The 23,975-nt window shown below is 38.7% G+C and carries 24 protein-coding genes; 20 read left to right on the top strand and 4 right to left on the bottom strand.

Annotated features, from left to right (window positions below; all coding sequences use genetic code 11):
* Positions 1–2 precede the first annotated feature (2 nt).
* Positions 3–1,346, bottom strand: coding sequence for an aminodeoxychorismate synthase component I (gene pabB, locus B9T30_RS14815; protein WP_086185683.1), 1,344 nt, complete (start codon positions 1,344–1,346; stop codon positions 3–5).
* Positions 1,347–1,605: 259 nt separating this feature from the next.
* Between pabB and B9T30_RS14810 the strand changes: the two genes are divergently transcribed.
* The 6 genes from B9T30_RS14810 (at position 1,606) to B9T30_RS14785 (ending at position 9,763) form a co-directional block, all read left to right on the top strand.
* Positions 1,606–2,622, top strand: a complete 1,017-nt coding sequence (locus tag B9T30_RS14810) for a DUF6160 family protein (protein WP_086185682.1) — start codon at positions 1,606–1,608, stop codon at positions 2,620–2,622.
* A 207-nt stretch (positions 2,623–2,829) separates the two neighbouring features.
* Positions 2,830–3,663 carry a C39 family peptidase gene (locus B9T30_RS14805; protein WP_086185681.1) on the top strand — a complete coding sequence of 278 codons (834 nt, stop codon included), beginning with the start codon at positions 2,830–2,832 and terminating at the stop codon, positions 3,661–3,663.
* Between the two features lie 46 nt (positions 3,664–3,709).
* A complete protein-coding gene (locus B9T30_RS14800; RefSeq protein ID WP_086185680.1) occupies positions 3,710–4,930 on the top strand; it encodes a hypothetical protein in 1,221 nt (406 codons plus the stop codon).
* 12 nt (positions 4,931–4,942) lie between these two features.
* A complete protein-coding gene (locus B9T30_RS14795) occupies positions 4,943–6,607 on the top strand; it encodes an OmpP1/FadL family transporter (protein WP_086164545.1) in 1,665 nt (554 codons plus the stop codon).
* A 14-nt stretch (positions 6,608–6,621) separates the two neighbouring features.
* Positions 6,622–7,788: a putative pilus assembly protein FilE gene (gene filE, locus B9T30_RS14790; protein WP_086185679.1), complete on the top strand. Its 1,167-nt coding sequence runs from the start codon at positions 6,622–6,624 to the stop codon at positions 7,786–7,788.
* A 22-nt stretch (positions 7,789–7,810) separates the two neighbouring features.
* A complete protein-coding gene (locus B9T30_RS14785) occupies positions 7,811–9,763 on the top strand; it encodes a hypothetical protein (protein ID WP_086185678.1) in 1,953 nt (650 codons plus the stop codon).
* Positions 9,764–9,834: 71 nt separating this feature from the next.
* Here the strand turns inward: B9T30_RS14785 and B9T30_RS14780 are convergent, their stop codons facing one another.
* On the bottom strand, positions 9,835–10,383 hold the full coding sequence (locus B9T30_RS14780) for an NUDIX hydrolase (protein ID WP_074947638.1): 549 nt from the start codon (positions 10,381–10,383) through the stop codon (positions 9,835–9,837).
* Positions 10,384–10,508: 125 nt separating this feature from the next.
* Here B9T30_RS14780 and B9T30_RS14775 point away from each other — a divergent pair, with 125 nt between their 5' ends.
* The 7 genes from B9T30_RS14775 to fghA all read left to right on the top strand — a co-directional run bounded on the left by B9T30_RS14775 (position 10,509) and on the right by fghA (position 16,503).
* A complete protein-coding gene (locus B9T30_RS14775; protein WP_086164542.1) occupies positions 10,509–11,126 on the top strand; it encodes an NUDIX hydrolase in 618 nt (205 codons plus the stop codon).
* Between the two features lie 17 nt (positions 11,127–11,143).
* Entirely contained in the window at positions 11,144–11,674 is a 531-nt protein-coding gene (locus B9T30_RS14770) for a gamma carbonic anhydrase family protein (protein ID WP_086185677.1), read from the top strand.
* Positions 11,675–11,805: 131 nt separating this feature from the next.
* Positions 11,806–12,474: a tRNA (adenosine(37)-N6)-threonylcarbamoyltransferase complex dimerization subunit type 1 TsaB gene (gene tsaB, locus B9T30_RS14765; protein ID WP_086185676.1), complete on the top strand. Its 669-nt coding sequence runs from the start codon at positions 11,806–11,808 to the stop codon at positions 12,472–12,474.
* A gap of 8 nt (positions 12,475–12,482) precedes the next feature.
* Complete coding sequence (locus B9T30_RS14760) at positions 12,483–13,304, top strand: undecaprenyl-diphosphate phosphatase (protein ID WP_086185675.1); 822 nt, start codon at positions 12,483–12,485, stop codon at positions 13,302–13,304.
* Positions 13,304–14,110 carry a class I SAM-dependent methyltransferase gene (locus tag B9T30_RS14755; RefSeq protein ID WP_086164539.1) on the top strand — a complete coding sequence of 269 codons (807 nt, stop codon included), beginning with the start codon at positions 13,304–13,306 and terminating at the stop codon, positions 14,108–14,110. The genes B9T30_RS14760 and B9T30_RS14755 overlap by 1 nt, the downstream gene beginning before the upstream one ends.
* Positions 14,111–14,232: 122 nt before the next feature.
* A complete protein-coding gene (locus tag B9T30_RS14750; RefSeq protein WP_086185674.1) occupies positions 14,233–15,648 on the top strand; it encodes a C13 family peptidase in 1,416 nt (471 codons plus the stop codon).
* Positions 15,649–15,666: 18 nt separating this feature from the next.
* The gene (fghA, locus tag B9T30_RS14745; protein WP_086185673.1) at positions 15,667–16,503 is read left to right on the top strand and encodes an S-formylglutathione hydrolase; all 837 of its coding nucleotides are present in this window, start codon (positions 15,667–15,669) and stop codon (positions 16,501–16,503) included.
* 113 nt (positions 16,504–16,616) lie between these two features.
* Here fghA and B9T30_RS14740 read toward each other — a convergent pair whose 3' ends face one another.
* Positions 16,617–16,892 (bottom strand): DUF2218 domain-containing protein, encoded by a 276-nt coding sequence (locus tag B9T30_RS14740; protein WP_086185672.1) that lies wholly within the window; start codon positions 16,890–16,892, stop codon positions 16,617–16,619.
* Positions 16,893–17,081: 189 nt separating this feature from the next.
* Between B9T30_RS14740 and rpe the strand changes: the two genes are divergently transcribed.
* The 6 genes from rpe to B9T30_RS14710 all read left to right on the top strand — a co-directional run bounded on the left by rpe (position 17,082) and on the right by B9T30_RS14710 (position 22,472).
* Complete coding sequence (gene rpe, locus B9T30_RS14735; RefSeq protein WP_086185671.1) at positions 17,082–17,768, top strand: ribulose-phosphate 3-epimerase; 687 nt, start codon at positions 17,082–17,084, stop codon at positions 17,766–17,768.
* Between the two features lie 390 nt (positions 17,769–18,158).
* Positions 18,159–18,614 carry a hypothetical protein gene (locus tag B9T30_RS14730; protein WP_086185670.1) on the top strand — a complete coding sequence of 152 codons (456 nt, stop codon included), beginning with the start codon at positions 18,159–18,161 and terminating at the stop codon, positions 18,612–18,614.
* A gap of 45 nt (positions 18,615–18,659) precedes the next feature.
* Complete coding sequence (locus B9T30_RS14725) at positions 18,660–20,483, top strand: copper resistance system multicopper oxidase (RefSeq protein ID WP_086185669.1); 1,824 nt, start codon at positions 18,660–18,662, stop codon at positions 20,481–20,483.
* The gene (locus B9T30_RS14720; RefSeq protein ID WP_086185668.1) at positions 20,470–21,423 is read left to right on the top strand and encodes a copper resistance protein B; all 954 of its coding nucleotides are present in this window, start codon (positions 20,470–20,472) and stop codon (positions 21,421–21,423) included. Before B9T30_RS14725 ends, B9T30_RS14720 begins: the two co-directional genes overlap by 14 nt.
* 216 nt (positions 21,424–21,639) lie before the next feature.
* Positions 21,640–21,957 (top strand): quaternary ammonium compound efflux SMR transporter SugE, encoded by a 318-nt coding sequence (gene sugE, locus B9T30_RS14715; protein ID WP_086185667.1) that lies wholly within the window; start codon positions 21,640–21,642, stop codon positions 21,955–21,957.
* Between the two features lie 35 nt (positions 21,958–21,992).
* The gene (locus B9T30_RS14710) at positions 21,993–22,472 is read left to right on the top strand and encodes a methylated-DNA--[protein]-cysteine S-methyltransferase (protein ID WP_086185666.1); all 480 of its coding nucleotides are present in this window, start codon (positions 21,993–21,995) and stop codon (positions 22,470–22,472) included.
* A gap of 4 nt (positions 22,473–22,476) precedes the next feature.
* On the opposite strand, the gene B9T30_RS14705 is transcribed toward B9T30_RS14710, so the two are convergent.
* Positions 22,477–23,733: an ImmA/IrrE family metallo-endopeptidase gene (locus tag B9T30_RS14705; protein ID WP_086185665.1), complete on the bottom strand. Its 1,257-nt coding sequence runs from the start codon at positions 23,731–23,733 to the stop codon at positions 22,477–22,479.
* Between the two features lie 115 nt (positions 23,734–23,848).
* Here B9T30_RS14705 and B9T30_RS16755 point away from each other — a divergent pair.
* Positions 23,849–23,975: IS1 family transposase (locus B9T30_RS16755; protein WP_319830017.1), on the top strand; the 127-nt coding region annotated here is incomplete at its 3' end.

Genomic DNA, 23,975 nt, shown 5'->3' with positions numbered 1-23,975 from the left:
CGTTAAATTTCAGGTGATTTTTGCCATGTATTGAGTAGGTCAAGCATGGCAGAAACCTTATCAAAACATTCTTGATATTCTGCGTCGCAATCTGAAGCGATCGTTACACCACCACCGGCCCATAACGACACATCTTCTTGGTACTTTTGGATGGAACGAATCAAAATATTCCAAGAACCTGTACCATCAAAATTAAAATAACCAAGGCTACCGCAGTAAGCACCACGTGGAGCACCCTCTAGTTCATCAATAATTTGCATGGCTCGAATTTTGGGGGCGCCGGTAATTGAGCCACCAGGCAGTGCAGACATCAGTACATCAAAGGGATTGGTGTCATCTTTGAGCGTGGCTGTGACTTCGCTGACCATATGATGAACTTGGTTAAAAGATTCAATTGCAAAAAGTTGCGGGGTTTTTACCGAACCTGTTTCAGCATAAACACTCAGATCATTACGCAGTAAATCGACAATCATCACATTTTCAGCTTGATCTTTTTGAGAATGAATCAAGCGTTGTTTTGACTCTTCATCTTGCTTTGGGTCAGCATAACGAGGCATTGTACCTTTGATGGGACGAGTCACAATTTTTCGATTTGCTTCAAAATCAATGAACAGTTCAGGTGAGCAGCTTAACAGTTCAAAATCATCAATTTTGAGGTAGCCAGAATAGGGAGCATCGGTGAGTTGCCAAAAATCTTCAGCGATATCCAATAAGCAACCTTGCGCTTTTGCTGTAAATTCTTGTGTTAAATTAATTTGATAGCAGTCGCCAGCTTTAATATATTCTTGCACTTGCTTAAATGCAGATCGATATTCATTTTTATTCCAACGTGCACTACATACTTGAGTCAGTCGGAAAGACTGATGTTTTGTGTTGGTTAATGCAGCTTGAATCAATTGGAAAATTTCTTCAGCCTCATCTTCATCACTAAAAAAAGTCCAACCTTGCTGAGTCAATTTCAGATAGCTACGATAAATACCTAAAAATAAAGCGGGTTGTTTTTTTTCTTGCAGAGAGACTTGTTGTTGCGCAGCAGTATCATAACTGATGAAACCAATTAGCCCCCCTTTAAAATCACTTTGATATGTTTGAGTATTGTCTTGAAAAAAATGATTAAAATGAATAGGTGATGATTTTTCTTGATAGTAATGTAGAGAAACTCGTTTGAAACTTTGAATAATTTGATCTTGCTTCAACATATATTCGGAAGCAAAAAATGCGATCACAGGTTGGTTTACATTTTTCAAATAAACCAAATGTGTGAGATGTGATAAGGATGAAAGTATTTGAGCGGGACTAAGCCATTGTTCAGTCAGCAATTTTTGAAAAACAATAGGATTATTCATACGGTGTTAAATTACAGCAAAGGATACAAGTGAGTACTATTCTATAACAATGTTTATGCATAAAAACTGTAAATACCGTTTGTCGGTAACATATAGATTGCGACCAACAGCAGTTGAACAAAAAATGACACAGATATAACTTAACTAGGGCAAATAGACTGCTCAAGGAAAAGATTCACTGTTGTCAGAAAACGAAAAACAATAGGTGATATCGAGTGGTTAACAATCAAAAAAATAATACTCTTGGGAGAGTACAAAGATGAAAAAATTTACTAAACTTGCTTTAGTTTCTTCATTGGCAATTAGTGCAAATGCGATGGCAATGCAAGCAATGGATGATGCTTCATTGGGCGCGACCACTGGTCAAGATGGTATTAACATCGGGATTGGTATTTCAAAAATCGAAATTGAAAAACTTTATATTCATGATAATGATGGTCTAGCTGCAGCAGGTGCAGCAGGTGATGCTGGCTTTGGTGGTACTGGTACAGCTGGTGCAATTGTGATCAAGGGGAATGGTACAGGTGTCACAGCGACTAAAGGTATTGTGATTGGTGCTAACTATGACAACGCTGGTGCATATCTATTGGCATCACGTAACTTGGCAGACTTGCAAATTGATAGTGATGCGGGTACAGGCGCTAATGGTGCATTTATCAATATTGCTGCTCAAGTGTCTGGCTTAGATATTAATATTGGTGAAATTGGTGTAACGGCATCTGGTGTAGCTGGAGCAGGGACTAATGCGGGTACAATCCGCCGTGGTGGTAAAGATGATGCAGGTGCAGGTCAAAATTATAATGCAATCTTAAGTGGTTTATCGCTTAAAACAGGCCAGATGACTGCCAATATCCAATTGGGTGCAGCTCCTCAAGGTGCGATGATTAAATTGAATACCACAATGGTGGGTGGTCTTGAAATTAAGAACCTAGGTATTTTGGATAATTCAACTAAACAGGGTAGTGGTGATGGTACTGCTGGTAACCGTGCTGCTGGTGAAATTTTTGTTGAGAGCATTAAGGTTGCAGATGCAAATTCTACAGATTTAACAATCAAGCAAAGTGTTAGTGTGATCGGTAAAGAAGGCGCGAATAATGGTTATATTCGTATGGTCAGTAGCTCAGGTCCAATTGATAACTATGTAAAAGGCGTTCATTTAGGTAGCCGTACTGCTGGTTCAATTGGTGACGTAGAGGTTCAAGGTCTGCAAACTTACTTTAGCCCAGCTATGGGTACTTATGTCCCTGGTTCTATCATTACCATTTCTGGTCGTTAATTTTGAATTGAAAAAAGCGCGTGATTTCACGCGCTTTTTTTTACAAAAATAATGTGAAATTTTTCAAAAAAGCTAAAAAAAGTAAAAAAAAGCTGTTTTTTTTTATAAAAAAAGGTATCTTCATTTTTACATGGATGTAGAGCATTTGCTCTAGAAAAATAATGAACATAGGCACGTCATGCCGATAACTAGAAAAGTTAAAAAGATATGTTAGAGATCGCATTAGGCTCGGCATTGATGTACTACTTTGCCACAGAAGCCTTTGAAATTAAGAAAAAACCAGCGGAAGCTGTTTATTACACAGAAACATTGGATTCTCGACAAGATTCTTTTAGTCGGATGCACCGTGAGCCTGTTCTCATCAAACCTGCTTTAGAGGATCAGTTTCGTGGCATTGTCCGTCAAGCATATGACTATAGTTGTGGGTCTGCAGCATTAACGACATTGTTAAATGGATATGTGGGTACGCAATTATCTGAACAACAAACCATGAATGGTCTGTTGAAGTTTGGTGAAACTGAAAAAATTATTGAACGTCGAAGTTTCTCTCTTTTGGATATGAAGCGCTTTGTCGGTGCATTAGGTCTAGAAAGTGGTGGATATAAAGGCGAATTTTCAGATTTAGTCACACAGGCTCAGCCTGCTATTGTGCCAATTTCTTATGCAGGATTTAAGCATTTCGTTGTTTTTAAGGCTTATAAGAATGGTCGCGTCTATGTGGCTGATCCTGCATTGGGGAATATCAGCTTTAATGAACAGCGTTTTAAAGATATTTGGGAAAACAATACGCTTTTTTTAATTAATGTCGCTCCTGAAAACAGAAAAAAATTCTTAGCACTTCAAGATTCAGATTTACGACATGTAGAGGATGCAACAGTGAATCGCTATGCTTTTGTTGATTTGCAATATCCACAATTTTATATGGATAAAATTGCAGATAAAGCATCAACAATTCGTTTAGATAAAAATTTAAATGAAGAATCAGAAAATTTTGGTAAACCTACCTATAATTTTTTACGTCTTTATTACAAGAGTAAATAAAGTTTAAAAGTGACAGATTAAAAAAATAAAAATGGTGAGATGGAATATGAATCGTAAATGGATGAACAAAACTTTATTGGCTTTGAGTATTCAAGTGGCAATAGGGGGGGCATATGCAGCAGAGGAACCAGCGCTGGGTGGGTATGATGTTGTTGAACAACAAGCAGATGTTGATTTAACTGTATCACAAGCGACTCCTTCTCAATCGGAAGGGGGGGCAGTGGTAGAAGAGCCAGCACTGGGTGGGTATGAAAATGTAGAGGAGCCAGCAGCAGCGGTATCTACACCTGTACCGTCTTCAGCAAATACGGCAACGCAACCTGTCAATGAACAATCACAAGCCTCTTCAGCATTACAACAGCAAGAAGGTGATGCGAGTAAGGAAGCAAGTTTACAAGAAGTTTTCACCTCAAATGAAAGACAGTATTCATTAATCAAAAAAGGTGATATTTCATCTTATTATGATATTGATTATACGTATTATCGTGATACGCAAATTGATGCTGAAATGGCCAAAGGTCAGCTTTATCAATTGCGTGTTCAAGAAAATGCAACACATTCAATGACCAATACTTTTACTGCGCAGTATGGTGTCCTCGATAATTTAACCTTTACTGCTTCTTTACCATTAGTTGCAAAAACAGATTTATTAAAAGATACCTCTACAGCAGGTTTAGGTGATATATCTTTTGGTGCACGTTGGGAGCCCTTCCCACTAAAAACGGGTCGATTACCGCTGATTTTATTTGGTAATGTATCGACTAAAACAGGTGATAGTCCGTATGAAGTAAATGCAGCCGATGACCTAGGAACGGGAAAAGGGTATTACTCGGCGGGTGTTGGTGCCAGTACACGTAAATATATAGATCCTGTGGTACTTTTTGCCTCTGTTTCAGCAAATTATGGATTTAAAGAAACGGAGCTTAATCAGAAACGTGGTTCACGTACTATTAATGAGTTTGAACCTGGGATTAGTGGCGGTTTTGCTTTTGGTTTTGCTTATTCGTTTAACTATGATGTTTCTATGACGATGTCATATCAGCAGAGTTTTAACACTGGATCAGAATTTACCTATAGTTCTGGTGAAAGTTATTCTCCCGCTGACCAGACCAGTTCTACTTTAGCAATTTCATTGGGTGTTCGTGTTTCACCAGAAACCATTGTAAATGGAACGGTGGGCATAGGCTTAACAGAAGATGCACCTGATGTTTCTTTAGGTTTGTCATTCCCACTTGATATTTTAGGTTTCGGTAAGAAACTACGCTAAGAGGGTGGTCGTATGTATAAGATTCGACTTCGCCCGTTAGCAGCAGCAATTATATTATCGGGCTGTTCAAGTGCAACGTTTGCTCAATTGGGGCAAAATTTGTCTGTTGATATTCGATCACTCAGTATGGGGAATGCTGTTACGGCAGATCCTCCAGGCATTAGTGCCATTCATTTTAACCCAGCCGCTTTGACCAAAATTGAAGGCTTACAAACCGACGTGCAGGGGATTCTTGCTAATTTTGATATTAAAAGAGAGTTTTCAGTTCCAGCAGGTTACAACGTATTTGGTTACTCTGATGATCCAATGGTGTGTAATGATGGCCCTGAGGTTTCTTCAGATTTGTGTACGGACTTTAAGGGCACCGTGAATGGTGATGTAGAGTACGTCAGTTTATATGTGCCAATATTGAAAAAAATGGTTGATCTGGGTGAAGGGATACCGATGGCTGCACCTACAGCAGGTATTGCCTATAAACCACCCGGTTCAAAAATGACGTTTGCCACAGCAATGTATGCACCTTTAGTTGCTGGTTTTGGTGCTGAAAATGGTAATGCTGGGAATTATATGGGGCAACAAGTTGCTCTGGAACGGATTACCTATTTATCACCATCAATTGCTTATGAAGTAAATGACGCTTTGTCGATTGGTGCTTCAGTTGGGATGTCTTATCAAGCGATTGGCTTAAAAACAGATTTGCGTTTTCCCAATGAATTGATTGGTATGCTCAGAATGATCGATGAGGTCGTTTGTACCCCTTTCAAGGAAAATCAGGACATTATTACCGACATCTTGCTTCTTGGTATGTGTAATACCGAAGAGGGGATGAATCCTTTTGGCCGTTTTGGACAAATGCAGCTGGCATTAGAGCAGTCGCTCAGTCCAAGTTATAACCTTGGTGTTTTGTGGGAACCGACCGAAGATTTTAGTTTTGGGATGGTTTATCAAAGCTCTGCAAAAATGCGTCTAAAAGGTAAATACCATATTGATAATGCTAAAGCGCCGCAGGAGCTTATTAAAGGCTTAATGTCTTCGCCAACAGGACAAATTCTTGCCGCAATTTTAGGTTTTCCGAGTGTGGTTCCTGCCAGTGAGTCAGGTCTTGTTTCAATGGACTTTGAATACCCTGCACATTTTCAAGCAGGTGTGAAATATAAGGTACTACCTGATTTACAAGTTAATTTTGATGTTGGATGGACAGATTATAAGGCTTGGGATAAGTTTAAATTTGAATTTGATCGACAAATTTCAGCATTAAAAATTGCCAAATTACTCTCGGCAAATATTGGGGATACGTCTTTAGCGTTGCCGCTAGAATTTACCTCACCATGGAATTTTGGCATAGGCTTGGAATATTCAGCGACAGATCGTTTGAAGTTGCGTGCGGGGTATGAGCCTCGTACCAGTGCAATTCCTGATAATAAACGCAATACGATGGTGCCGATTAACAATGCACAATTGTTTGGTTTAGGGGTGGGTTACCGTTTTGACGCAGATACGGATGTAGATTTGTCGATTGGTTTTCTGCGTAGTAAAGATAAAATTCCAGCAAATTCGAGTAGCCTAGCAAACCAAACAGGTGTTAATAATATTCTATTGAATCCTTATGCAGGTCTAAATGTTAAAACGGATACGAAAGTCACAATTCTAGGATTGAACTATAGAACCAGATGGTAGGTATATTGAAAATAATGAAAAAAAAATTATTGGTGAAATCGATACTGACATTATGCCTTTTAGATGTATCTTTTTCATATGCAGGTGAGTTTTATACCATTATTGGTCCAGATGGTCGACCGATGGTCGTACAACAAAGAAGTCTGCCGCTCAAAAGCAAGGTTGCTGAAGTTTTAACGCAACAGCAACCACCTGCTCCAGAGCAAAAACAAGTGCCAGACATTCAGCAACCAATCGCTGTAGCTGAAATAAAGTCATCCAAGGGTTTAGAGTTGTCGGTTGATCATCAATCATTGGCGAACACGACAGCAAAAAATTCTAATGTTGCTGATCAAGCTCTACAACAACATGTTGTACAGGTTGCATCTAAAAATGAAGAACAAAAGAAAGATGTTTTAAAGCCAAAGCCCGTGATTGAGAAAGTTGTACAGCAGCCGAGCTTAGCTCTTGTGGTAAAACAACCAGAAGCTGAAAATACCGATGCTTTTATGAGTATCAATGGTGAAAAATATATTAGAAATGAATACTTAGAAGATAAGGAATTTAATCTAGAGGGCAAAAAGCGTTTTTATGCAATGCCTGAAGGGATCATTGATATTAAGCATGGCGCAACGCGACTACAATTGGTAGAAAGAGAAAAAGGGGTAAGTAAATCCATCATACAGTCACTTTTTAAAAACAATCAAAAAAAAGAGAGTGGCCCCATTACATTGTCATCGACATATTATCGAATTTCACAAGCGGATGTGGTGGATAGCTTAGGACAACAATGTATTCAAGATAAAAAAATTAAAAATGCCAAAACCGTGAGTTTGGGGAAAGAGGTTAATCTATGGCCACGAGTACCTTTAAAAGATCAATTCGATTTTGAAATTGTGCAGGTATCCAATGCAATTCAAAATATTCAAATTAATTCTTACGCTTCACGTCAACAGGATCCTACTTTTTATTGGCCCTTTGTGGTCTTTTTAGATGCAAATGCTTGTGTCCTAGAAGGTGCAGGTGGTTTTAAAAATCATGATGCAGTGGCATCTTTTACTTCCTATGAAAAAATTGAAGGGGTGATTCATGTCCCACTTAAAAGCCAATATATATTACTCACACCTTTAGCCAGTGCCATCGATTTAGAGAACAGAGCACTGACCAATCAAGGTCAATTAAAGTTAATTGCCATTCGTTAAGAATAGAACAAGAGAATTCAGGATGAAAAATAAATATTTACTCCCTTTTACACTCACAACATTGATGGCTGCTTTGAGTGGCTGTGGTGGTGAGAGCGCTAATATTACTCCCGAGACGTATGATTCAAGTACGGCAAATGGTGCATGTACACCAAAAATGAATGGGTGTGTAGAATTTGCTTTAGATTATCCATTGGATGGACTTAATTTTACCTGTAGTAGTGATACAACCAATAGTTTTATCTCAATATTAGATTTGAGTGATGGTGCTGCAACAGGAAGTTGTAGAACAGGCGATAAAGTCACTTTCTTTATCAAAGGTGAAAAAGATAAAAAAATTAATTTAGGTGTGGTCGAGTTAAATAAAGTGGCACGACTCAGCACTAATCAAGTCCCTCGTTTAACCATTTTGGATATGGCTGTGGGGATTACGCAACAAGATGCTCAAGCTTTAAATAAAAATGATCCCACTATCAGGGTGGCAATGAAGTTGGTGAAAATTTTCCAAGCTTTAGCTTTGCAAGAGAACAAAATTAATACGCCCACTGATATTCAAGCTTTATATATTACCGATGCAATGCGCTCAAAATTAGAACTTATTTTAAGTTCAGTCACTTCGCAACAAATTGTCAGTGATGAATATATAAATATTATTAAACCATGGGTTGATGTTTCAGTGATTGATGATGATCAAGCATTTGAAGTGGTTAGTAAATTAATGACGATTGCGACTGCCGCCGTCTATCAACCAGAATTTGCGCTATTTTCAACCAGTGGCGTATTGGGCAGTTTAATATCGGGTTCCGATGGTTTGGTCGGCTGTAATAAAGAAGATTGTGATTTAAAGAAGAGTGATAGTTCGACCAAATATTTGTTTGGACACTTTATGTTGATTACCGACCGACAGGGCTACACTTTTGGTAGTGGCTTACAATGGAAAGGTGCAGCTACAGGTGATTTAGCTGCTATTAGCAGTGTCAATGCTGAGTTAATTCGTAAGGTAAAACCCGTTCGTATGACTGCACTCGCACAAGAGCATTGGATTAACCCGATTAATAAAAAAATTGATCAAAATTATCAGCTAGATGTAGCAGATGTAAATTCACAGCCATTGATCATCAGTCAGGGTAAGCTTTTTAATGACTATATGATGGCTGGTAGAGAACAATTTTATAAATTATTAACCAATAAGACGACAGTTAGCACGGAAGATTTAAAAGATTTAGGTCGTTGGAAGCAAAGTACCACTACAGATGAGTTTAAAGGGTCTTTAGATTTATATAAAATATTTCCAATCACTTATTTAGATAAACAAGTGTTTCAATCTGTCAGTAATGTGAGATCTGGAGATAAATATATTTTTCCAATGTATGCAGATTTAACTTTTAAATTTACAGAAAGCTCAGTCCCAGCTGTTAAGTTAGGGATTGTGATCGATCAAAATGGTGATATCCGTTCTAATATTAAATCAGGCGCTACCGAGACGGATATGTCTACATCCAATAATGCGTGTACTGAAAACTCATTTGATCAGAATACCTTTGTTGATCAGTATGGTGTACAACAGTATCGTCTAGGGACGATTGCACGTGCATTTACTGCGAATAAATTACTCTCTATACGTATGATTTTAGCTCAGGACAAGTTTGCAAAAATTAATGGTGCTTTGGTTGGCATGAACTCTAGCATTAAAACATCATCTAATTCATCGACTGAAAGTATAATCGTTGGTGGGGCATTGTTAGACGTAGCAAGTTTATTGGATCCAACTTTAACCAGTGGACAAGCGCGTGTGACTTTTACAGATTCAGCTAAGCAACCAGTCAGATGGGGGAACAGTTTAGCGAGTTTTCAACATGTTTATAATTTAGCGAATGCTAATGCAGCAAGTGATGCAGATAAGGCACTGGCTACGTTGGCGGGGGGAACACTCGATTTCACTTTAGCTCCATGTTATAGCATTGCGATTAAGTAAAAATTACCATTAGCATCAAAAAAGCCCATCAAGAGATGGGCTTTTTTGATGCTTTAATTCTGTTCAAAAAATTAGCCCGTATGATCTAAACGCGAACCCAATGTTTCTAAATGCATACTGAATGAATGGGTTTTACGATCTTCAAAATAGTGCTTTAAGGTATGTTCTACACTTGGGAAAGCCAGCTCAGACCAAGGGATTTCATGTTCTTCAAATAAACGTGATTCAATGGTTTCTTCACCTGCACCGAACATACCATTGACTAAATTTGCTTTGAATAAAACGTAAATTTGACCAATTCGAGGAATGTTATACATACAATAGAGCTGTTCAATTTCAATTTCAGCTTCGGCTTCTTCGCGTGTTTCTCTTGCCGCACCTTGTTCCATGGTTTCAAACAATTCCATATAACCCGCTGGAAGTGTCCATAATCCATAACGTGGCTCAATGGCGCGTCGACAGAGTAAAACTTTATTTTCCCAGAGTACCAGCGCCCCACAAATAACCTTGGGATTGATGTAATGAATATTGCCACAATCTGTACAAACACGGCGTAATTGATGATCGCCGAGTGGGATTTTTTCCGCTGTTTTATGTCCACAAATTACACAGAAATTCATATTCATCGTCAATGATCAAGGTGCGATCAGCATAACTGAAAAATTTAACTTTGGCATCATTTCTATCTTTTAGAATAAAAATTCAGCTATGATGAAATGAAGAAGAAATAAACAGAGAGTCGGCTATGGATGACCATTCGTTAATTCAATCATTACAGCAAAGATTACGGTTTTCCACACGGGTTAAATCTGCACAAGCGGCTGTATTAATTGCGATTACCAATGAGTCCAATCCCAAGGTTTTACTTACTCGCCGTTCACTTTATTTATCCAATCATGCTGGCGAGGTTTCCTTTCCGGGAGGCAAACGAGACCCACAAGATACCAGTAATATTGTGGTGGCATTACGTGAAGCCTATGAGGAGACCGCATTAAATCCATTTGATGTGCAATTGATTGGTGATTTACCGATGCAAAAAGCACGTAATGGTATGTTGGTTAAACCTGTGGTGGGATTGATTCCGCCAGAAGTCAACTTGATTGCTCAACCGAGTGAAATTGATCGTATTTTTTTTGCATCACTGGATAGTTTAATTCAAGCGCCACCGATTCCTTATGAAGTACGTTATGCACATCAGTCTTTATATTTTCCCAGTATGCGGGTGGAAAATGAAATCGTTTGGGGTTTGACTGCACGCATGTTAGTTTCATTATTTCAGTATGGTTTGAACTATCAGAAAGAATGGCCTTTTTTATTAAATTCCCCCGCTTTTTATAGCAATAAGATTCAACGTGGTAAATAGATCAAGGAAGATAAAACATGATGTATAAATTTAATGGCTATGCACCGAAAGCAACGCATCAACCTTGGGATGGTTGGGTTGCTGAAAATGCAACCGTGCTTGGTCAAGTTGAAATGGGCAAGCAGGTCAGTGTTTGGTTTGGTGCTGTGATCCGTGGCGATAACAGTAAAATCAGTTTGGGGGATTTTACCAATGTTCAGGAAAATGCCGTTTTACATACCGATGCGGGCATTGAAATGCATATTGGTCGCTATGTTACGATTGGACATCAAGCCATGTTACATGGCTGTACCATTGGTGATAACAGCTTGATTGGGATTAATTCTGTTATTTTAAATCATGCTGTGATTGGTAAAAATTGCATCATTGGGGCGAATGCTTTAATTCCTGAAGGTAAGATCATTCCTGATAATTCTGTCGTGATGGGCTCACCAGGGAAAATTGTCAAAACTTTAGATCAGGCTGCTGAAGTTAAACTTAAAATGAGTGCGCTACATTACGCTGAACATTTTAAGCATTTTCAAAATTTGGAAGCTGTTGAACTTTAATTAGAATGGATTTATCGAGCCAAGTTGGTACTTGGCTTTTTTGTATCCCTCAGATGTAAAATCTCGCCTAGCGTGCATGAGTGGGGTATGATAACACTCGTTTTTTATCGCCAAATAAATTAAGGTCGCGCATGAAATTGCTGGCATTGGAAACTGCCAATGAGCAGTGTTCCATCTGTATTGTAGATGAAACCCACGAATTATTTTTTCAATTAGATGCGCGAGCAAAAGCACAAACGCAAACCATTCTCCCCATGATAGATCAAGCATTTACTCAGCTTACGCTATCTGCATCAGAATTAACTGCAATCGCATTTAGCCGTGGTCCGGGTTCTTTTAGTGGCGTGCGAATTAATGCTGCTGTCACTCAGGCATTGGCATGGGCCAATGATCTGCCAGTTGTTCCTGTCTCGAGCTTACAAGCTTTAGCGCAGGCAGCTTATCGTATTTACGGTTTAACCGCAGTCACTGCGGTACTCGATGCACGTATGAAGGAAGTGTATATTGCAAGTTTTCAACTCGATCAACAGAGTATTATGCAAGCTGTTGATGCAGAGCAATTGTTAAACTATAGTGATGCCACTGAAATCGTTAAATTTGAATTGGTCGGTTCAGGTTCAGCTTTAATTAAGCCAGAACAAATACAATACAAAGACTTAAGTGCGACTGCGCAAGATATTGCGACCATTGCGCGCACAGATGTTAAGCAAAAAAAATGGGTCAGTGCTGAACAGGCATTACCCGTGTATTTACGTGATAACGCTTGGAAAAAAATTCCAGAACAAATTAAAGCAACTTAAGGTTAGATATGGATCTTTTATTATTATTTAAAGCGGCCATAATGGGCTTGGTAGAAGGGATTACTGAATTTTTACCTATTTCCAGTACTGGGCATTTAATCTTAGCAGGTCAACTTTTAGATTTCTGGACAATTGAAAAAAGAGAAATGTTTGCAGTTGCAGTACAAATTGGTGCAATTGCGGCTGTGATTTACGAGTATTGGGGCAAACTTTGGGGCGCTTTAATTGGTGGTCTAAAAGGTCAAGAACAAGGCCGCCGTTTAAGTCTTAACTTAATTATTGCTTCAATTCCAATCGTGATTGTTGGCTTAACGTTTGGCGATATAATTAAGGCTTACTTATTTAATGCGATTACCGTCGCAATTGCATTAATTGTGGGTGGTTTTATTATTTTGTGGGCTGAACGCCGTCCGCATAACATTGAAACCCAAGAAGTCGATGATTTGACCTATAAACAAGCGACTTTAATTGGTCTGATTCAATGTTTAGCCTTATTTCCGGGTACTTCGCGTTCAGGCTCAACCATTATTGGGTCTTTATTTTTAGGTGTATCACGTAAAGCAGCAGCAGAATTTTCTTTCTTTCTGGGTATTCCTGTATTAATGGGTGCTGGTTTATTAGATATGTACAAAATGCGTGCTGATTTGCATAGTAATGATATGGCTGTTCTAGCTGTGGGTATTATTGTGGCATTTATTTCTGCACTCATCGTGATTCGTGCATTAATCCGCTATGTATCGAAACATGATTTCACTGCATTTGCGTACTATCGTATAGGCTTTGGTTTGTTTATTTTGGTCACTTGGTGGACAGGTTGGGTTTCTTGGTAATGCATTTGTTTACAGAACCTCAGTTTCAAGCGCAGGCACAGCAGTATTCTGCTGTGCTTTCTTCTCGTGGGGTTCAGGTAAATTTAGAAATCATTGAAAAACTGAATGCTCGCTTTTTACGTTTTCATCCAGAATTAGCGTTGTGTGTAGATGAGTTGGGCCTTTGGCTGTGTGCCAATGGTATGAAAATGCAACCCGACTGGAAAGCTGAAGTTCCACGGTTAAAAAGAGCTTCACTCAAATCTGAAATGATTGCACGGGCATGTAATTTAGGCGAAAAACCCAGATTGATTGATGCGACAGCAGGCTTGGGTCATGATAGTTTACTGATGGCACATTTAGGTGCTGAAGTCACTTTGCTTGAACGACATCCTATTTTATTTACCTTGCTTGAAGACAGTAAAAACAATGCTGAACATGATCCTTTTTTAAGCTCGGTCGTGGCACGAATTGATTTAATTTTTTCTGACTCTGCTGACTATTTAATCCAGCAAGCAGAACAGCATAAGACGGTTGATGTGGTTTATTTAGACCCAATGTTTCCGCAGCGTGATCAAAATCAGCAAGCCATTAAAAAACAAGCTCAAGTCAAAAAACAGATGCAATTGTTACATATGCTCTTGCCTGAAGATGGTGAAATGGACTTGGGTGATAATTTATTGATTTTGGCACAAAAACTGGCAAAACGAGTGGTGGTGAAGCGTCCTCGTCTGGCCGTCTATCTGGCAAATCAACAACCCAATCATCAATGGCAAGGTGATGCTTGTCGTTTTGATGCTTACTTTCAGTATCATCTTATAGAGTAGATGGGTAATTGCTTCAATATTGTGCATTAATCTGTTATATAGTTAAAAACAGCATTGATAAAACTCCCATCAAGCATACACTTAGATTGTAAATCAGCGAGCTATAGCCAACCCGAAATCCTATGATCGACTTCAAACCCTCCATCAATTTTTGGCATGATTTTAAAAGTAACCAAACTGCAGGGATGTGGCTTTTTTTGGGGTCGCGTCGGTCTTTACAGATCGTTCGCCCCTCGATTTTGCAATTGATCTTTTGGGGGGGGTTAGGCGGCAGTGCCAACAGTCTTTTTAGTTGGTTAAGTTCTGGTGAAGTCGGGGATTTCAATCCTCAAGGCTTGATTAGTTATGCGTTATGGCCTTTTATTGCTTTAATTGTTGGGATTTTCCTGTCACAACGGATTAATAACCTACGTTTAATGCTCGTACCCGCATTGTTGTGGTTGGTACTCGACACACATATCGCCTTATTACAAAGTTTTATTCAGTATTTAGGTTATATCGATGTATTGCCTTATATTTTCTATGACTATTTACCCACGATTTTCATGGTGCTGTTTGTTTGGCAAAGTTTGGCCGTGGTTTGGGTATTCTCCCGTGAATTGAAGTGGCCATGGTGGGAGCGGGCACTGATTGTTGCTGCAACCCTGTTTACCCTTGTGGTTTGGCAAATGTCAGTCAAAAGCCAACCCATTTGGAAAGTCGAAGAAATACCGCCCACTTTTGCTGAAGATGCCTTTTATGCCCAAAATCAGGTCCTGAATAAATCTCTGGAAGCGGTTCAGTATGGTGAGTTTGCACAATCTCATTGGTATTTTTTAGGCGTGGCAGGCGCAGGCTATCAAGACGTGTTTAAGTCGGAAGTTGAACGCATTAAGGAACAATTTGATACCCGTTTTGGAACTTTTGGACGTTCACTGGTGTTAATTAATAATCCGACAACACGAACTAAAATTCCCATCGCTTCACGCACCAGTATGGACTTGGCGCTGCGTAGAATTGGACAGCAAATGAACCGAGAAAGTGATGTATTATTTTTATACATGACCTCGCATGGTTTGCCAAATCAGTTTGAAATGGAAAATGCACCAATAGATTTAAATGATGTTGATCCGAAATGGTTAAAAGAGACCTTAGATAAGTCTGGGATTCGCTGGCGTGTAATTGTGATTTCTGCATGTTATTCAGGGAGTTTTGTTCCTGCATTACAAGATGATAATACCTTGATTATTACCGCATCTGCCGCAGATCGAGCCTCTTTTGGTTGTTCAAATGAAGCGGATTATACGTATTTTGGACGTGCTTTTTTTGATCAGGCGATGCGAGAGCAGACTTCTGTAACTGCGGCATTTGAGCAAGCGAAAGCAACAGTGGCACAGTGGGAGTCGGCTCAAGGTTTTGAAGCGTCTGAACCGCAATGGTCGATTGGTAAAAACATGGAATTTATGTTGCCACAATTGGAACAACGCTTATTTCCAGTCGTGGGCAAGAGTGATAGCAAAACAGTAGAAACACCACAATTAAGTGTTCAAATCCAATAAAAGAAAGGAAATATGCACATGGAGTTAATTCAACATAATCAATGCTTTGAGGGTGAACAGCGCATTTATGCTTTTAATTCTAAGGTGCTCAATGGTGAAGCAAGATTCGGTATTTTTTTGCCACCACAAGCTTTACTTGGACAGGCCTGTCCGACACTTTTTTATTTGGCAGGTTTAACCTGTACAGAAGACACGTTTGCCATTAAAGCCCATGCTCAACGCTTGGCCGCACAGTTGGGCTTTATTTTGATTAGTCCAGATACCTCTCCAAGAGGTGAACATGTGGCGCAAGGTGATTCTTGGGATCTGGGTCAAGGGGCAGGATTTTATATCAATGCCACCCAAGCACCGTGGGCTGAACATTATCAAATGGAACGTTTTATTGTTGATGAACTCTATGAGTTGGTGAGTCATAATTTTCCAATTCACGGCCATAAAATCGGTATTTTCGGACATTCTATGGGCGGTCATGGTGCATTGACCCTTGCATTGAAATATCCAGAAAAATTTAAATCGGTTTCTGCCTTTGCACCGATTTGTGCCCCGAGCCAATGTCCATGGGGTGAAAAAGCATTTTTTCATTATTTGGGTGCGGATCAAGCGGAATGGAAAAAACATGATGCCAGCGCTTTAGTTTTAGCGAAGGGTGCTTTGTTTAAAGAGATTTTAATTGATCAAGGGCGGCAGGATCAATTTTATGCACAATTGAATCCGGCATTATTTCAACAGGCTTGTGCGCAAGTGGGGCAGCATTTAACTTTGCGTGAACATGCAGGCTATGACCACGGTTATTATTTTATTCAAAGTTTTATCGATGAGCATTTACAGTTTCATGCAGTACAACTCGACACATAGTTTTAAGATGATATCTAACGCTGTTTAAATGTGCTGAAAATAAAGATCTTAAACGTCGGGAAAAAGCATTTAATTCTAAGAATAAAGGGAGAATATAATTCTCCCTTTTTGATTTATTGATGTTGCCATGTCGCAGTAAATTCTTGTTGTGCCATACGGCTTAAATGATCTAGAACCACTTGTTCTAAACGACTGAGGTCTTCGAGTGTGCTGTCAATGGAGACCAATAGCGCATCGGGCTGTGGTGTAAGTTGAACTGTCGAATCGGGCATAAAAATCGTGAAATCAGCTTCAGTTTCAGCCACTTCAAATTTATGTTTCCAATGGTTAAGTAAACGTTTGGCGATGCGAGCGGCTTCAGCGGTACTGATTTGAGTATGGCTTTTCATTTCTATTTACCTTGTGATGATAGGTCAAAGTAACAGATCCAGAAAATTGCTACAGTAAAAAAATAGAACACAATATTGCATATTTAGAACGCTGAATAAATCGAATCACATCAGGATTGAATCACAGTATGCGGGTTCAATTTGTTATAATGTAAAAAATCAATTTGCATACATAGCCAGGTTTTCCTTATGTCCAAGCCATATTTAATTGCACCATCAATTTTATCTGCTGATTTTGCTCGCTTAGGTGAAGAAGTCGACAATGTCCTTCTTGCTGGTGCAGATGTTGTGCATTTTGATGTGATGGATAACCATTATGTACCGAATCTGACTTTTGGTGCAGGTATCTGTAAGGCACTGAAAAAATATGGTATTCAAGCACCGATTGACGTGCATCTTATGGTTTCACCTGTAGATCGCATGATTGGTGATTTTCTGGATGCGGGTGCAGACATTATTACTTTTCATCCAGAAGCAACTCATCATATTGACCGCTCTTTGCAGCTGATTAAATCGGGTGGTGCGAAAGCAGGTTTGGTTTTTAATCCTGCGACACCATTGCATTATCTTGATTATGTTTTGGATAAAGTCGATCAAGTGCTATTGATGAGTGTTAACCCCGGTTTTGGCGGTCAAAAATTTATTCCAATGACACTCGAAAAAATTCGTCAAGCACGCAAAATAATTGATGCCTCGGGTCGTGATATTCGCCTTGAAGTCGATGGCGGTGTTACACCGGCAAATATCCGTGAAATTGCAGAAGCAGGTGCGGATATGTTTGTTGCAGGTTCAGCCATTTTTGGTCAACCTGATTATAAGCTGGTGATTGATGAAATGCGTTCTGAACTGGCGAAAGTGGGTGCTGTGAATATCTAATTTATTTGGATAAATCGCAGTCATGCTGTTGATAAAATTGTGGATAAATATATGGATATCTATGTAGATAACTATATGGATAACTTGGTTGTTTTATAAACGATTAATGATCAATAGGTTAATAATTAGACATTAAATGTATAAAAAGGACTCAATTGAGTCCTTTTTAACTTTGTTTAGGTATTACTGTTGATGGTTGTTTATTGATCTTTATTTGAAAATAAGGCTGTTTAAAAAATAACTCGATTGTTTTAATTTGTATGAAATATAGCATGCTGTTTTATTGCATTTAAATTTAAAAAATTGTGTATCACTGTATTGTTGGTTATGCTGTGCTATAGAATTCAACCATCATCTTATGATTGATCTTTGACCGAGAAGGAAGCATCTGTGCTGACTCAATTACGCAAACAAGCTTGGTTTGTGTTCCTGATTGCTTTTGTGATCGGGTGGAGTAGTGCTGTCTTGGCTTCAGTCAAACCAATACATCAGCAAATGATGACTGAGTTGAGTGTTAAACAGAGTCACAGCACAGAAATGTTGGCAATGTCCAATTGTCATGCTGCACAGACTTCACAAGCACAGGTAAAACACGATTCTTCATCGCATATTCAAATACACGTTGATCAAGATTGTCATCCTTCAATCAAGGATCAGATGCAGCATACAAGTTGTAATGATTGCGCACAGTTGCACTGTCAGAGCGTAAGCACTTGGTTAGATGCACAAACGGTAAAATTGTTCAGTGCAGAAACAAGCCAACAGTTACAACAGCTCAATTTTGAGTATTCAGCCCAGCATTTAACGGGCTTTTGGCAACAGATTTTACGTCCTCCTAAAGCTTAATCTCGATTTAAAAAACATTTTCATTTTTAAATTACAGGTTAAGTCATGTCTATTCAATTAAGTCAAAGCCTCCTTGTTGGTGTATGTCTATTTTCATCATCTTGGCTATATGCCGCAGTTAAAGAATATCATCTGAATATTGATGAACAAACGGTCAACATTACAGGAAAGCCACTCAAGCGCATTACGGTAAATGGTCAGTTTCCTGCCCCCCTTTTAGAGTTTGAAGAGGGCGATGATGCTGTTATTCATGTGCATAATCATTTAAAAAATAAAGATTCCTCCATTCATTGGCATGGTTTATTGCTGCCTGGTTTAATGGATGGCGTGCCTGGTTTTAACCAATTTAAAGGAATTAAGCCGCAAAGCGATTTTATCTATCGTTTTAAAGTGCGTCAGAATGGCACCTATTGGTATCACGCCCATTCAAAAGGACAGGAACAAGATGGTTTGTATGGTGCTTTAGTGATTTATCCTAAAGATAAAAAGCCCGTTGCAGCACATGAACAAACAGATCGTGATTATGTGGTGATGCTGTCCGACTTTCATGAATCGACGGGCGATCAGATTATGAAAAATCTGAAAAAATCGGCAGAATACTATCAAAATGAGCGTGAAACCGTAGCCGATGTTTTAAAGCAGGTGAAGCGTGATGGCTTAAAAAGCACATGGCAGGATCGTTCCATGTGGAATCAAATGCGCATGCTGAAAACAGATTTATCTGATGTCACGGGCTATACTTTTTTAATTAACGGTAAAACACCTGAACAAAATTGGACAGGCATGTTTAAAGCGAATGAAAAAGTTAGACTACGTTTTGTGAATGCCTCCGCAATGTCATTTTATGATGTCAATATTCCAAATTTAAAAATGACGGTAGTAAGTGCCGATGGTCAGCCGGTTAAACCCGTTGCTGTCGATGAATTTCGTATAGGCACTGCGGAAACCTATGATGTCGTGGTGGAGCCGAAAGCCAATCATTACCAAATTGAAGCAGAGTCGATTGACCGCAGTGGATTTGCAATTGGTACATTGCATAATGAAGCCCTTGCACAGATACCAACTGTTCATATGCCGAAAGCACGTCCACGCGCCTTGCTAACCATGGAAGATATGGGGCATGGTGCTTCGGGCGATCATGCCAATATGAATCATGAAAAAATGCAGCATTCCATGATGAAACATGAGCCTGCGCCAATGGATCATACGAAAATGAGCCATGCTGAAGTTGCAGAGCATTCACAACGCCAAGCCAAGTCTGATTCTGAGTCACAACAGCAGATGGAGCATTCAGCACATACAGCAGCAAAAACAACATTGGATCACAATGAACAGCCGGTTTATGGCTGGGCTAATGCTTCCACACCCGCAGGTCATAAAGCGCTGCAATACAGTGACTTAAAGTCTTTAACCCCGCAAAAAGACACCCGTCCAGCAGAGCGAGAACTCGAGGTTCGTTTGGGTGGCACGATGGAGCGTTATATTTGGACCATTAATGGCAAAAAATTCACTGAAGTGGAACCTTTGCAGGTGAAATATGGTGAACGCATCCGTTTGAAATTTATCAATGACAGTATGATGGCGCATCCGATGCATTTACATGGCATGTTTATGCAGTTGGAAAATGGGCAAAACAGCAGTGATATGCCGAATAAACATACCCTGATTGTGCCACCGGGTAAAACCGTAACCGCGTTGCTCACTGCGGATGAGTTGGGCGAATGGGCAATCCATTGCCATCTGCTTTACCACATGTCTTCAGGCATGATGAGCAAAATGATTGTGGCGAATGTAGATGGAAATCAAGCAGCAACGACACCTTCTAGCCCAAGTCCAGCAAAGCAAGGAGATGCACATGCGCAGCATTAATTTATTTGCGATGAGCACATTGAGTGCATCATTACTGGTGCTGAGCGGACAGAGTTTTGCTCACGAAGGACATCATGCTATGTCGATGTCTGAACAGCAGACACAGCCAGCAGAAGACATCCCGATGGATCATTCACAGCATCAAAAAATGTCCGCAGCGCCTCAAGTTGTTGAAGAAAAGCAAATGCAACCTGTACAGTTGGCGCATTCAAATTCAGATGGCTTTGATCAGGATCATAAATTGGATTATCAGTTCGATCATAAAGTTGATCATGCAGCGCATTTAAAAGAACATGGTGGACAGATTTATCAACAGACAATACTGGAAAGTAAATGGCTGCGTAATGACGATGGTCGGGGTGTTTTAAAGTCAGAACTTGAAACGCGCATCGGGACGGATGAAAATAAAATTTTTATCAAAGTGCATACCGATAAAGCCGAATCAGCTCAAGCTGAATATGATGCCAAACTGTTATATAGCCGAAATGTTGCTGATTTCTGGGATGTACAGGCAGGTCTACGTTATCGCAATGATCCAAATCGTGAAATTGACCAAGATCAAGTCGATGCCGTATTGGGTCTTCATGGCATGGCACCGTATTTTTTTGAAACCGATGCTTATGTATATATCGGGCAAGACCGTCAAGTTTCTTTTAATTTAGAAACTGAACGTGATCTGTTGCTGACGCAAAAATGGATTGTTAAGCCTTATTTGGATATAAATATGGTGTTGAGTGATGATTCAAATTATGCCAAAAAGACCGGTTTAAACTCAGCACAAGTGGGTTTAGAAATACGTTATGAGATCAATAAAAAGGTCATGCCTTTTATGGATCTGGCATATGGTTATAATAAAGGCGTTCAAGAAACGGCTAGGCAGAAATCATCGTCTTCTGAAAATGCATGGTTCTATGGTGCAGGTCTTCGTTTTAAATTTTAGATCAACTTTTTTGGATTAAGAAAATACGATTGGTCAATGCCAGTCGTATTTTTTAGCATCATAGGTTAGTCAAAGTATGTAAAAATTGTCCCAATTGAAAGTCATCATTTATATAATGATCCATTGTAGGAGGAACGACCTCCCTTGGCGTATTTTTATTTAGCCAAGACAATTCGTCAGGACGACCTGACTCTAATGAATTGGAGCATAGTCGTCATGGCTTGGATTTTACTGATATTCGCGGGACTTTTTGAAATTGTGTGGGCATATGCCATGAAACTTTCGGAAGGTTTCACCCGTCTCACGCCCAGTATTATTACCATCGTTTTTATGATTTTAAGTTTTGCTTTGCTGGCTTATGCGATGCGCACTTTACCGCTTGGCACTGCGTATACCATTTGGACAGGCATTGGTGCAGTCGGTTCCTTTCTGGTCGGAATTTTTATCTTGGGTGAGCCTGCATCTGCTATGCGTATGTTGGCTGCCGTTTTGATTATTTCTGGATTAGTGCTGATGAAACTGTCATCATCATAAAATCTGAATTATTTATTGCACCGCAGGAGAAGACAATGAAACTTGCTTTTATGGAAATACTTTCTCCTGTCGGTATTTTAAAATTAGTGGCGACAGAAAATGCTTTGGTTGCTGTGCTGTGGGAAAATGAAAATCCAAAACGTGTCCGCCTAGCAGAATTGATTGAACAAGTGGATCATCCCATTTTGTTAGAAACGCAAAAGCAATTGTGTGAATATTTTGCCGGAACAAGGCAGCAATTTGATTTGCCTTTAGATTTTGAAGGGACTGTGTTTCAAAAGAAAGTGTGGCACGCTTTACTGAGTATTCCTTTTGGTGAAACCCGAAGTTATCGTGATATTGCTGAGCAAGTGGGAAATATTAAAGCGGTTCGTGCCGTGGGGGCAGCCAACGGGAAAAATCCAATTTCAATTATTGCACCATGCCATCGCGTGGTGGGGGCGAATGGAAAACTGGTCGGCTTTGCTGGTGGGTTGGATAACAAAGAAATTTTACTTAGGTTAGAATCGGTGTGAATTTTTAGTGCTTACTTAGATTTTGATCAAATGTTCTATTAAAGCTGGCTAAATCTAATTCTGTCAGTCTAATTTTTAGTGTTTCTTGTGAAACATTAAAAAATCTACAAAGAGGTAAGCAAATTTTATGATAATTTTCTATATTACACGGTTGATCATCAATATATAGAGCTGAAAATCCTCTATGTAGAACATTATGCTCTTTCAATAGTTTGATGAAAATTTGTGTCAAAAATGTTTTAGGTAGTACAAGGCAAGCTGCAAAATAGTTAGCCTGAAACTCCATGCGATTGATATTTGCATTGATACCAATAGGGACAATATTTGTTGAATGTATATCTGTTTTTTGTTCAGTAATTAAGTACTTATCATGACCTAAATAAAAATGCCCAATCTCATGTGCTAAAGCAAAAAAATGTTGAGTATCGGAAAAAACATTTTTACCGAATAAGGTAATTTCTTTTTTTGTAAAATTAATTTCAGCAATTACATCTTGATTTTTTATTTCTTCAGTAATTTTTACTTTGATACCTAGTTCTTTTAATATTTTATATATATCTAATTGATGCTCATTAGTTTTATATTTTTTATAAAGTTCTTGTGCGCTAAGTGATAATTGCTTCTTTGATAAATAGGGAGTATTTATTTTTTTATTTGAAGCTAAGAATTGAAAAGATAAATTTTTATTAGCATGGATAATGTCATTAATAAACTCTTTAGGATAAAGGGTAAATTTATTAGGAGTTTGAATAAATGTATTTCCAAACTGCCAATTGTTATAATCTTCCTGAATTAAAGCTGCTTTAATTTCTTCTGTAATATTTTTAATTCGTTTTTTTTGTCTATTAAGAATAATTTCGTGATTTTGATTTGCTACGACGCGCCATAATGTTATTCCTCTATTTTTAGCAAAATTAAGACAACCTTCCTGAAATCCAATAGTGGTGATAAATATTGGATTAATTTTTAATGATCTGATTTGGTCGATTTTTGAAGCAAATTCTTCAATATCATCAACCTTTACTTTGTTAGTATAATTTTTACATTCAATAATATGAATAGTAAAAGGATCTTGTTGATAAGGTAAAAATGTTTCAAGAACAAGATCGAAAAAAATATTTTTTTCTCGGTCTTTAGAGTAAAAAGGTTTTTGATGGGTTAATTTGCATTGTTCATGTGAAAAACCAAAATACTTCTCCTTAATGAGCTTTGAAAAGTATTCGTAAGCAAGGTTTTCGTATTCTGTACCTTTACAAACCATTTTATTTTCTAAACATTATTTTATATATAACCTATATTATTAGTTGGTAGTGCTCAGATCCAACGTGTTTTATTTTAGAATACAACTGAAACCACACAAGCTGTAAATACTGACAATGATCATAGAAACTACAACCTACCTATGCACCCGCTGCCAATCAGCGAATATCTATAAGAATGGACACAATAAAAGTGGAAATGCACAGTTCAGATGTAAAGATTGTGGTCGTTCAAGTGTGCTCA

The organism is Acinetobacter sp. ANC 4973, assembly GCF_002135275.1.
Taxonomy (GTDB): Bacteria; Pseudomonadota; Gammaproteobacteria; order Pseudomonadales; family Moraxellaceae; genus Acinetobacter; species Acinetobacter kyonggiensis.
The sequence above is the reverse complement of the archived record's forward strand: the minus strand, read 5'-3'. Positions and strand labels throughout refer to the sequence as shown.

What these genes read in the sequence shown, in the direction of transcription:
- pabB (WP_086185683.1), bottom strand. Translation starts at nt 1,346, where the DNA reads ATGAATAATCCTATTGTTTTTCAAAAATTGCTGACTGAACAATGGCTT.
- B9T30_RS14810 (WP_086185682.1), top strand. Translation starts at nt 1,606, where the DNA reads ATGAAAAAATTTACTAAACTTGCTTTAGTTTCTTCATTGGCAATTAGT.
- B9T30_RS14805 (WP_086185681.1), top strand. Translation starts at nt 2,830, where the DNA reads ATGTTAGAGATCGCATTAGGCTCGGCATTGATGTACTACTTTGCCACA.
- B9T30_RS14800 (WP_086185680.1), top strand. Translation starts at nt 3,710, where the DNA reads ATGAATCGTAAATGGATGAACAAAACTTTATTGGCTTTGAGTATTCAA.
- B9T30_RS14795 (WP_086164545.1), top strand. Translation starts at nt 4,943, where the DNA reads ATGTATAAGATTCGACTTCGCCCGTTAGCAGCAGCAATTATATTATCG.
- filE (WP_086185679.1), top strand. Translation starts at nt 6,622, where the DNA reads ATGAAAAAAAAATTATTGGTGAAATCGATACTGACATTATGCCTTTTA.
- B9T30_RS14785 (WP_086185678.1), top strand. Translation starts at nt 7,811, where the DNA reads ATGAAAAATAAATATTTACTCCCTTTTACACTCACAACATTGATGGCT.
- B9T30_RS14780 (WP_074947638.1), bottom strand. Translation starts at nt 10,383, where the DNA reads ATGAATTTCTGTGTAATTTGTGGACATAAAACAGCGGAAAAAATCCCA.
- B9T30_RS14775 (WP_086164542.1), top strand. Translation starts at nt 10,509, where the DNA reads ATGGATGACCATTCGTTAATTCAATCATTACAGCAAAGATTACGGTTT.
- B9T30_RS14770 (WP_086185677.1), top strand. Translation starts at nt 11,144, where the DNA reads ATGATGTATAAATTTAATGGCTATGCACCGAAAGCAACGCATCAACCT.
- tsaB (WP_086185676.1), top strand. Translation starts at nt 11,806, where the DNA reads ATGAAATTGCTGGCATTGGAAACTGCCAATGAGCAGTGTTCCATCTGT.
- B9T30_RS14760 (WP_086185675.1), top strand. Translation starts at nt 12,483, where the DNA reads ATGGATCTTTTATTATTATTTAAAGCGGCCATAATGGGCTTGGTAGAA.
- B9T30_RS14755 (WP_086164539.1), top strand. Translation starts at nt 13,304, where the DNA reads ATGCATTTGTTTACAGAACCTCAGTTTCAAGCGCAGGCACAGCAGTAT.
- B9T30_RS14750 (WP_086185674.1), top strand. Translation starts at nt 14,233, where the DNA reads ATGATCGACTTCAAACCCTCCATCAATTTTTGGCATGATTTTAAAAGT.
- fghA (WP_086185673.1), top strand. Translation starts at nt 15,667, where the DNA reads ATGGAGTTAATTCAACATAATCAATGCTTTGAGGGTGAACAGCGCATT.
- B9T30_RS14740 (WP_086185672.1), bottom strand. Translation starts at nt 16,892, where the DNA reads ATGAAAAGCCATACTCAAATCAGTACCGCTGAAGCCGCTCGCATCGCC.
- rpe (WP_086185671.1), top strand. Translation starts at nt 17,082, where the DNA reads ATGTCCAAGCCATATTTAATTGCACCATCAATTTTATCTGCTGATTTT.
- B9T30_RS14725 (WP_086185669.1), top strand. Translation starts at nt 18,660, where the DNA reads ATGTCTATTCAATTAAGTCAAAGCCTCCTTGTTGGTGTATGTCTATTT.
- B9T30_RS14720 (WP_086185668.1), top strand. Translation starts at nt 20,470, where the DNA reads ATGCGCAGCATTAATTTATTTGCGATGAGCACATTGAGTGCATCATTA.
- sugE (WP_086185667.1), top strand. Translation starts at nt 21,640, where the DNA reads ATGGCTTGGATTTTACTGATATTCGCGGGACTTTTTGAAATTGTGTGG.
- B9T30_RS14710 (WP_086185666.1), top strand. Translation starts at nt 21,993, where the DNA reads ATGAAACTTGCTTTTATGGAAATACTTTCTCCTGTCGGTATTTTAAAA.
- B9T30_RS14705 (WP_086185665.1), bottom strand. Translation starts at nt 23,733, where the DNA reads ATGGTTTGTAAAGGTACAGAATACGAAAACCTTGCTTACGAATACTTT.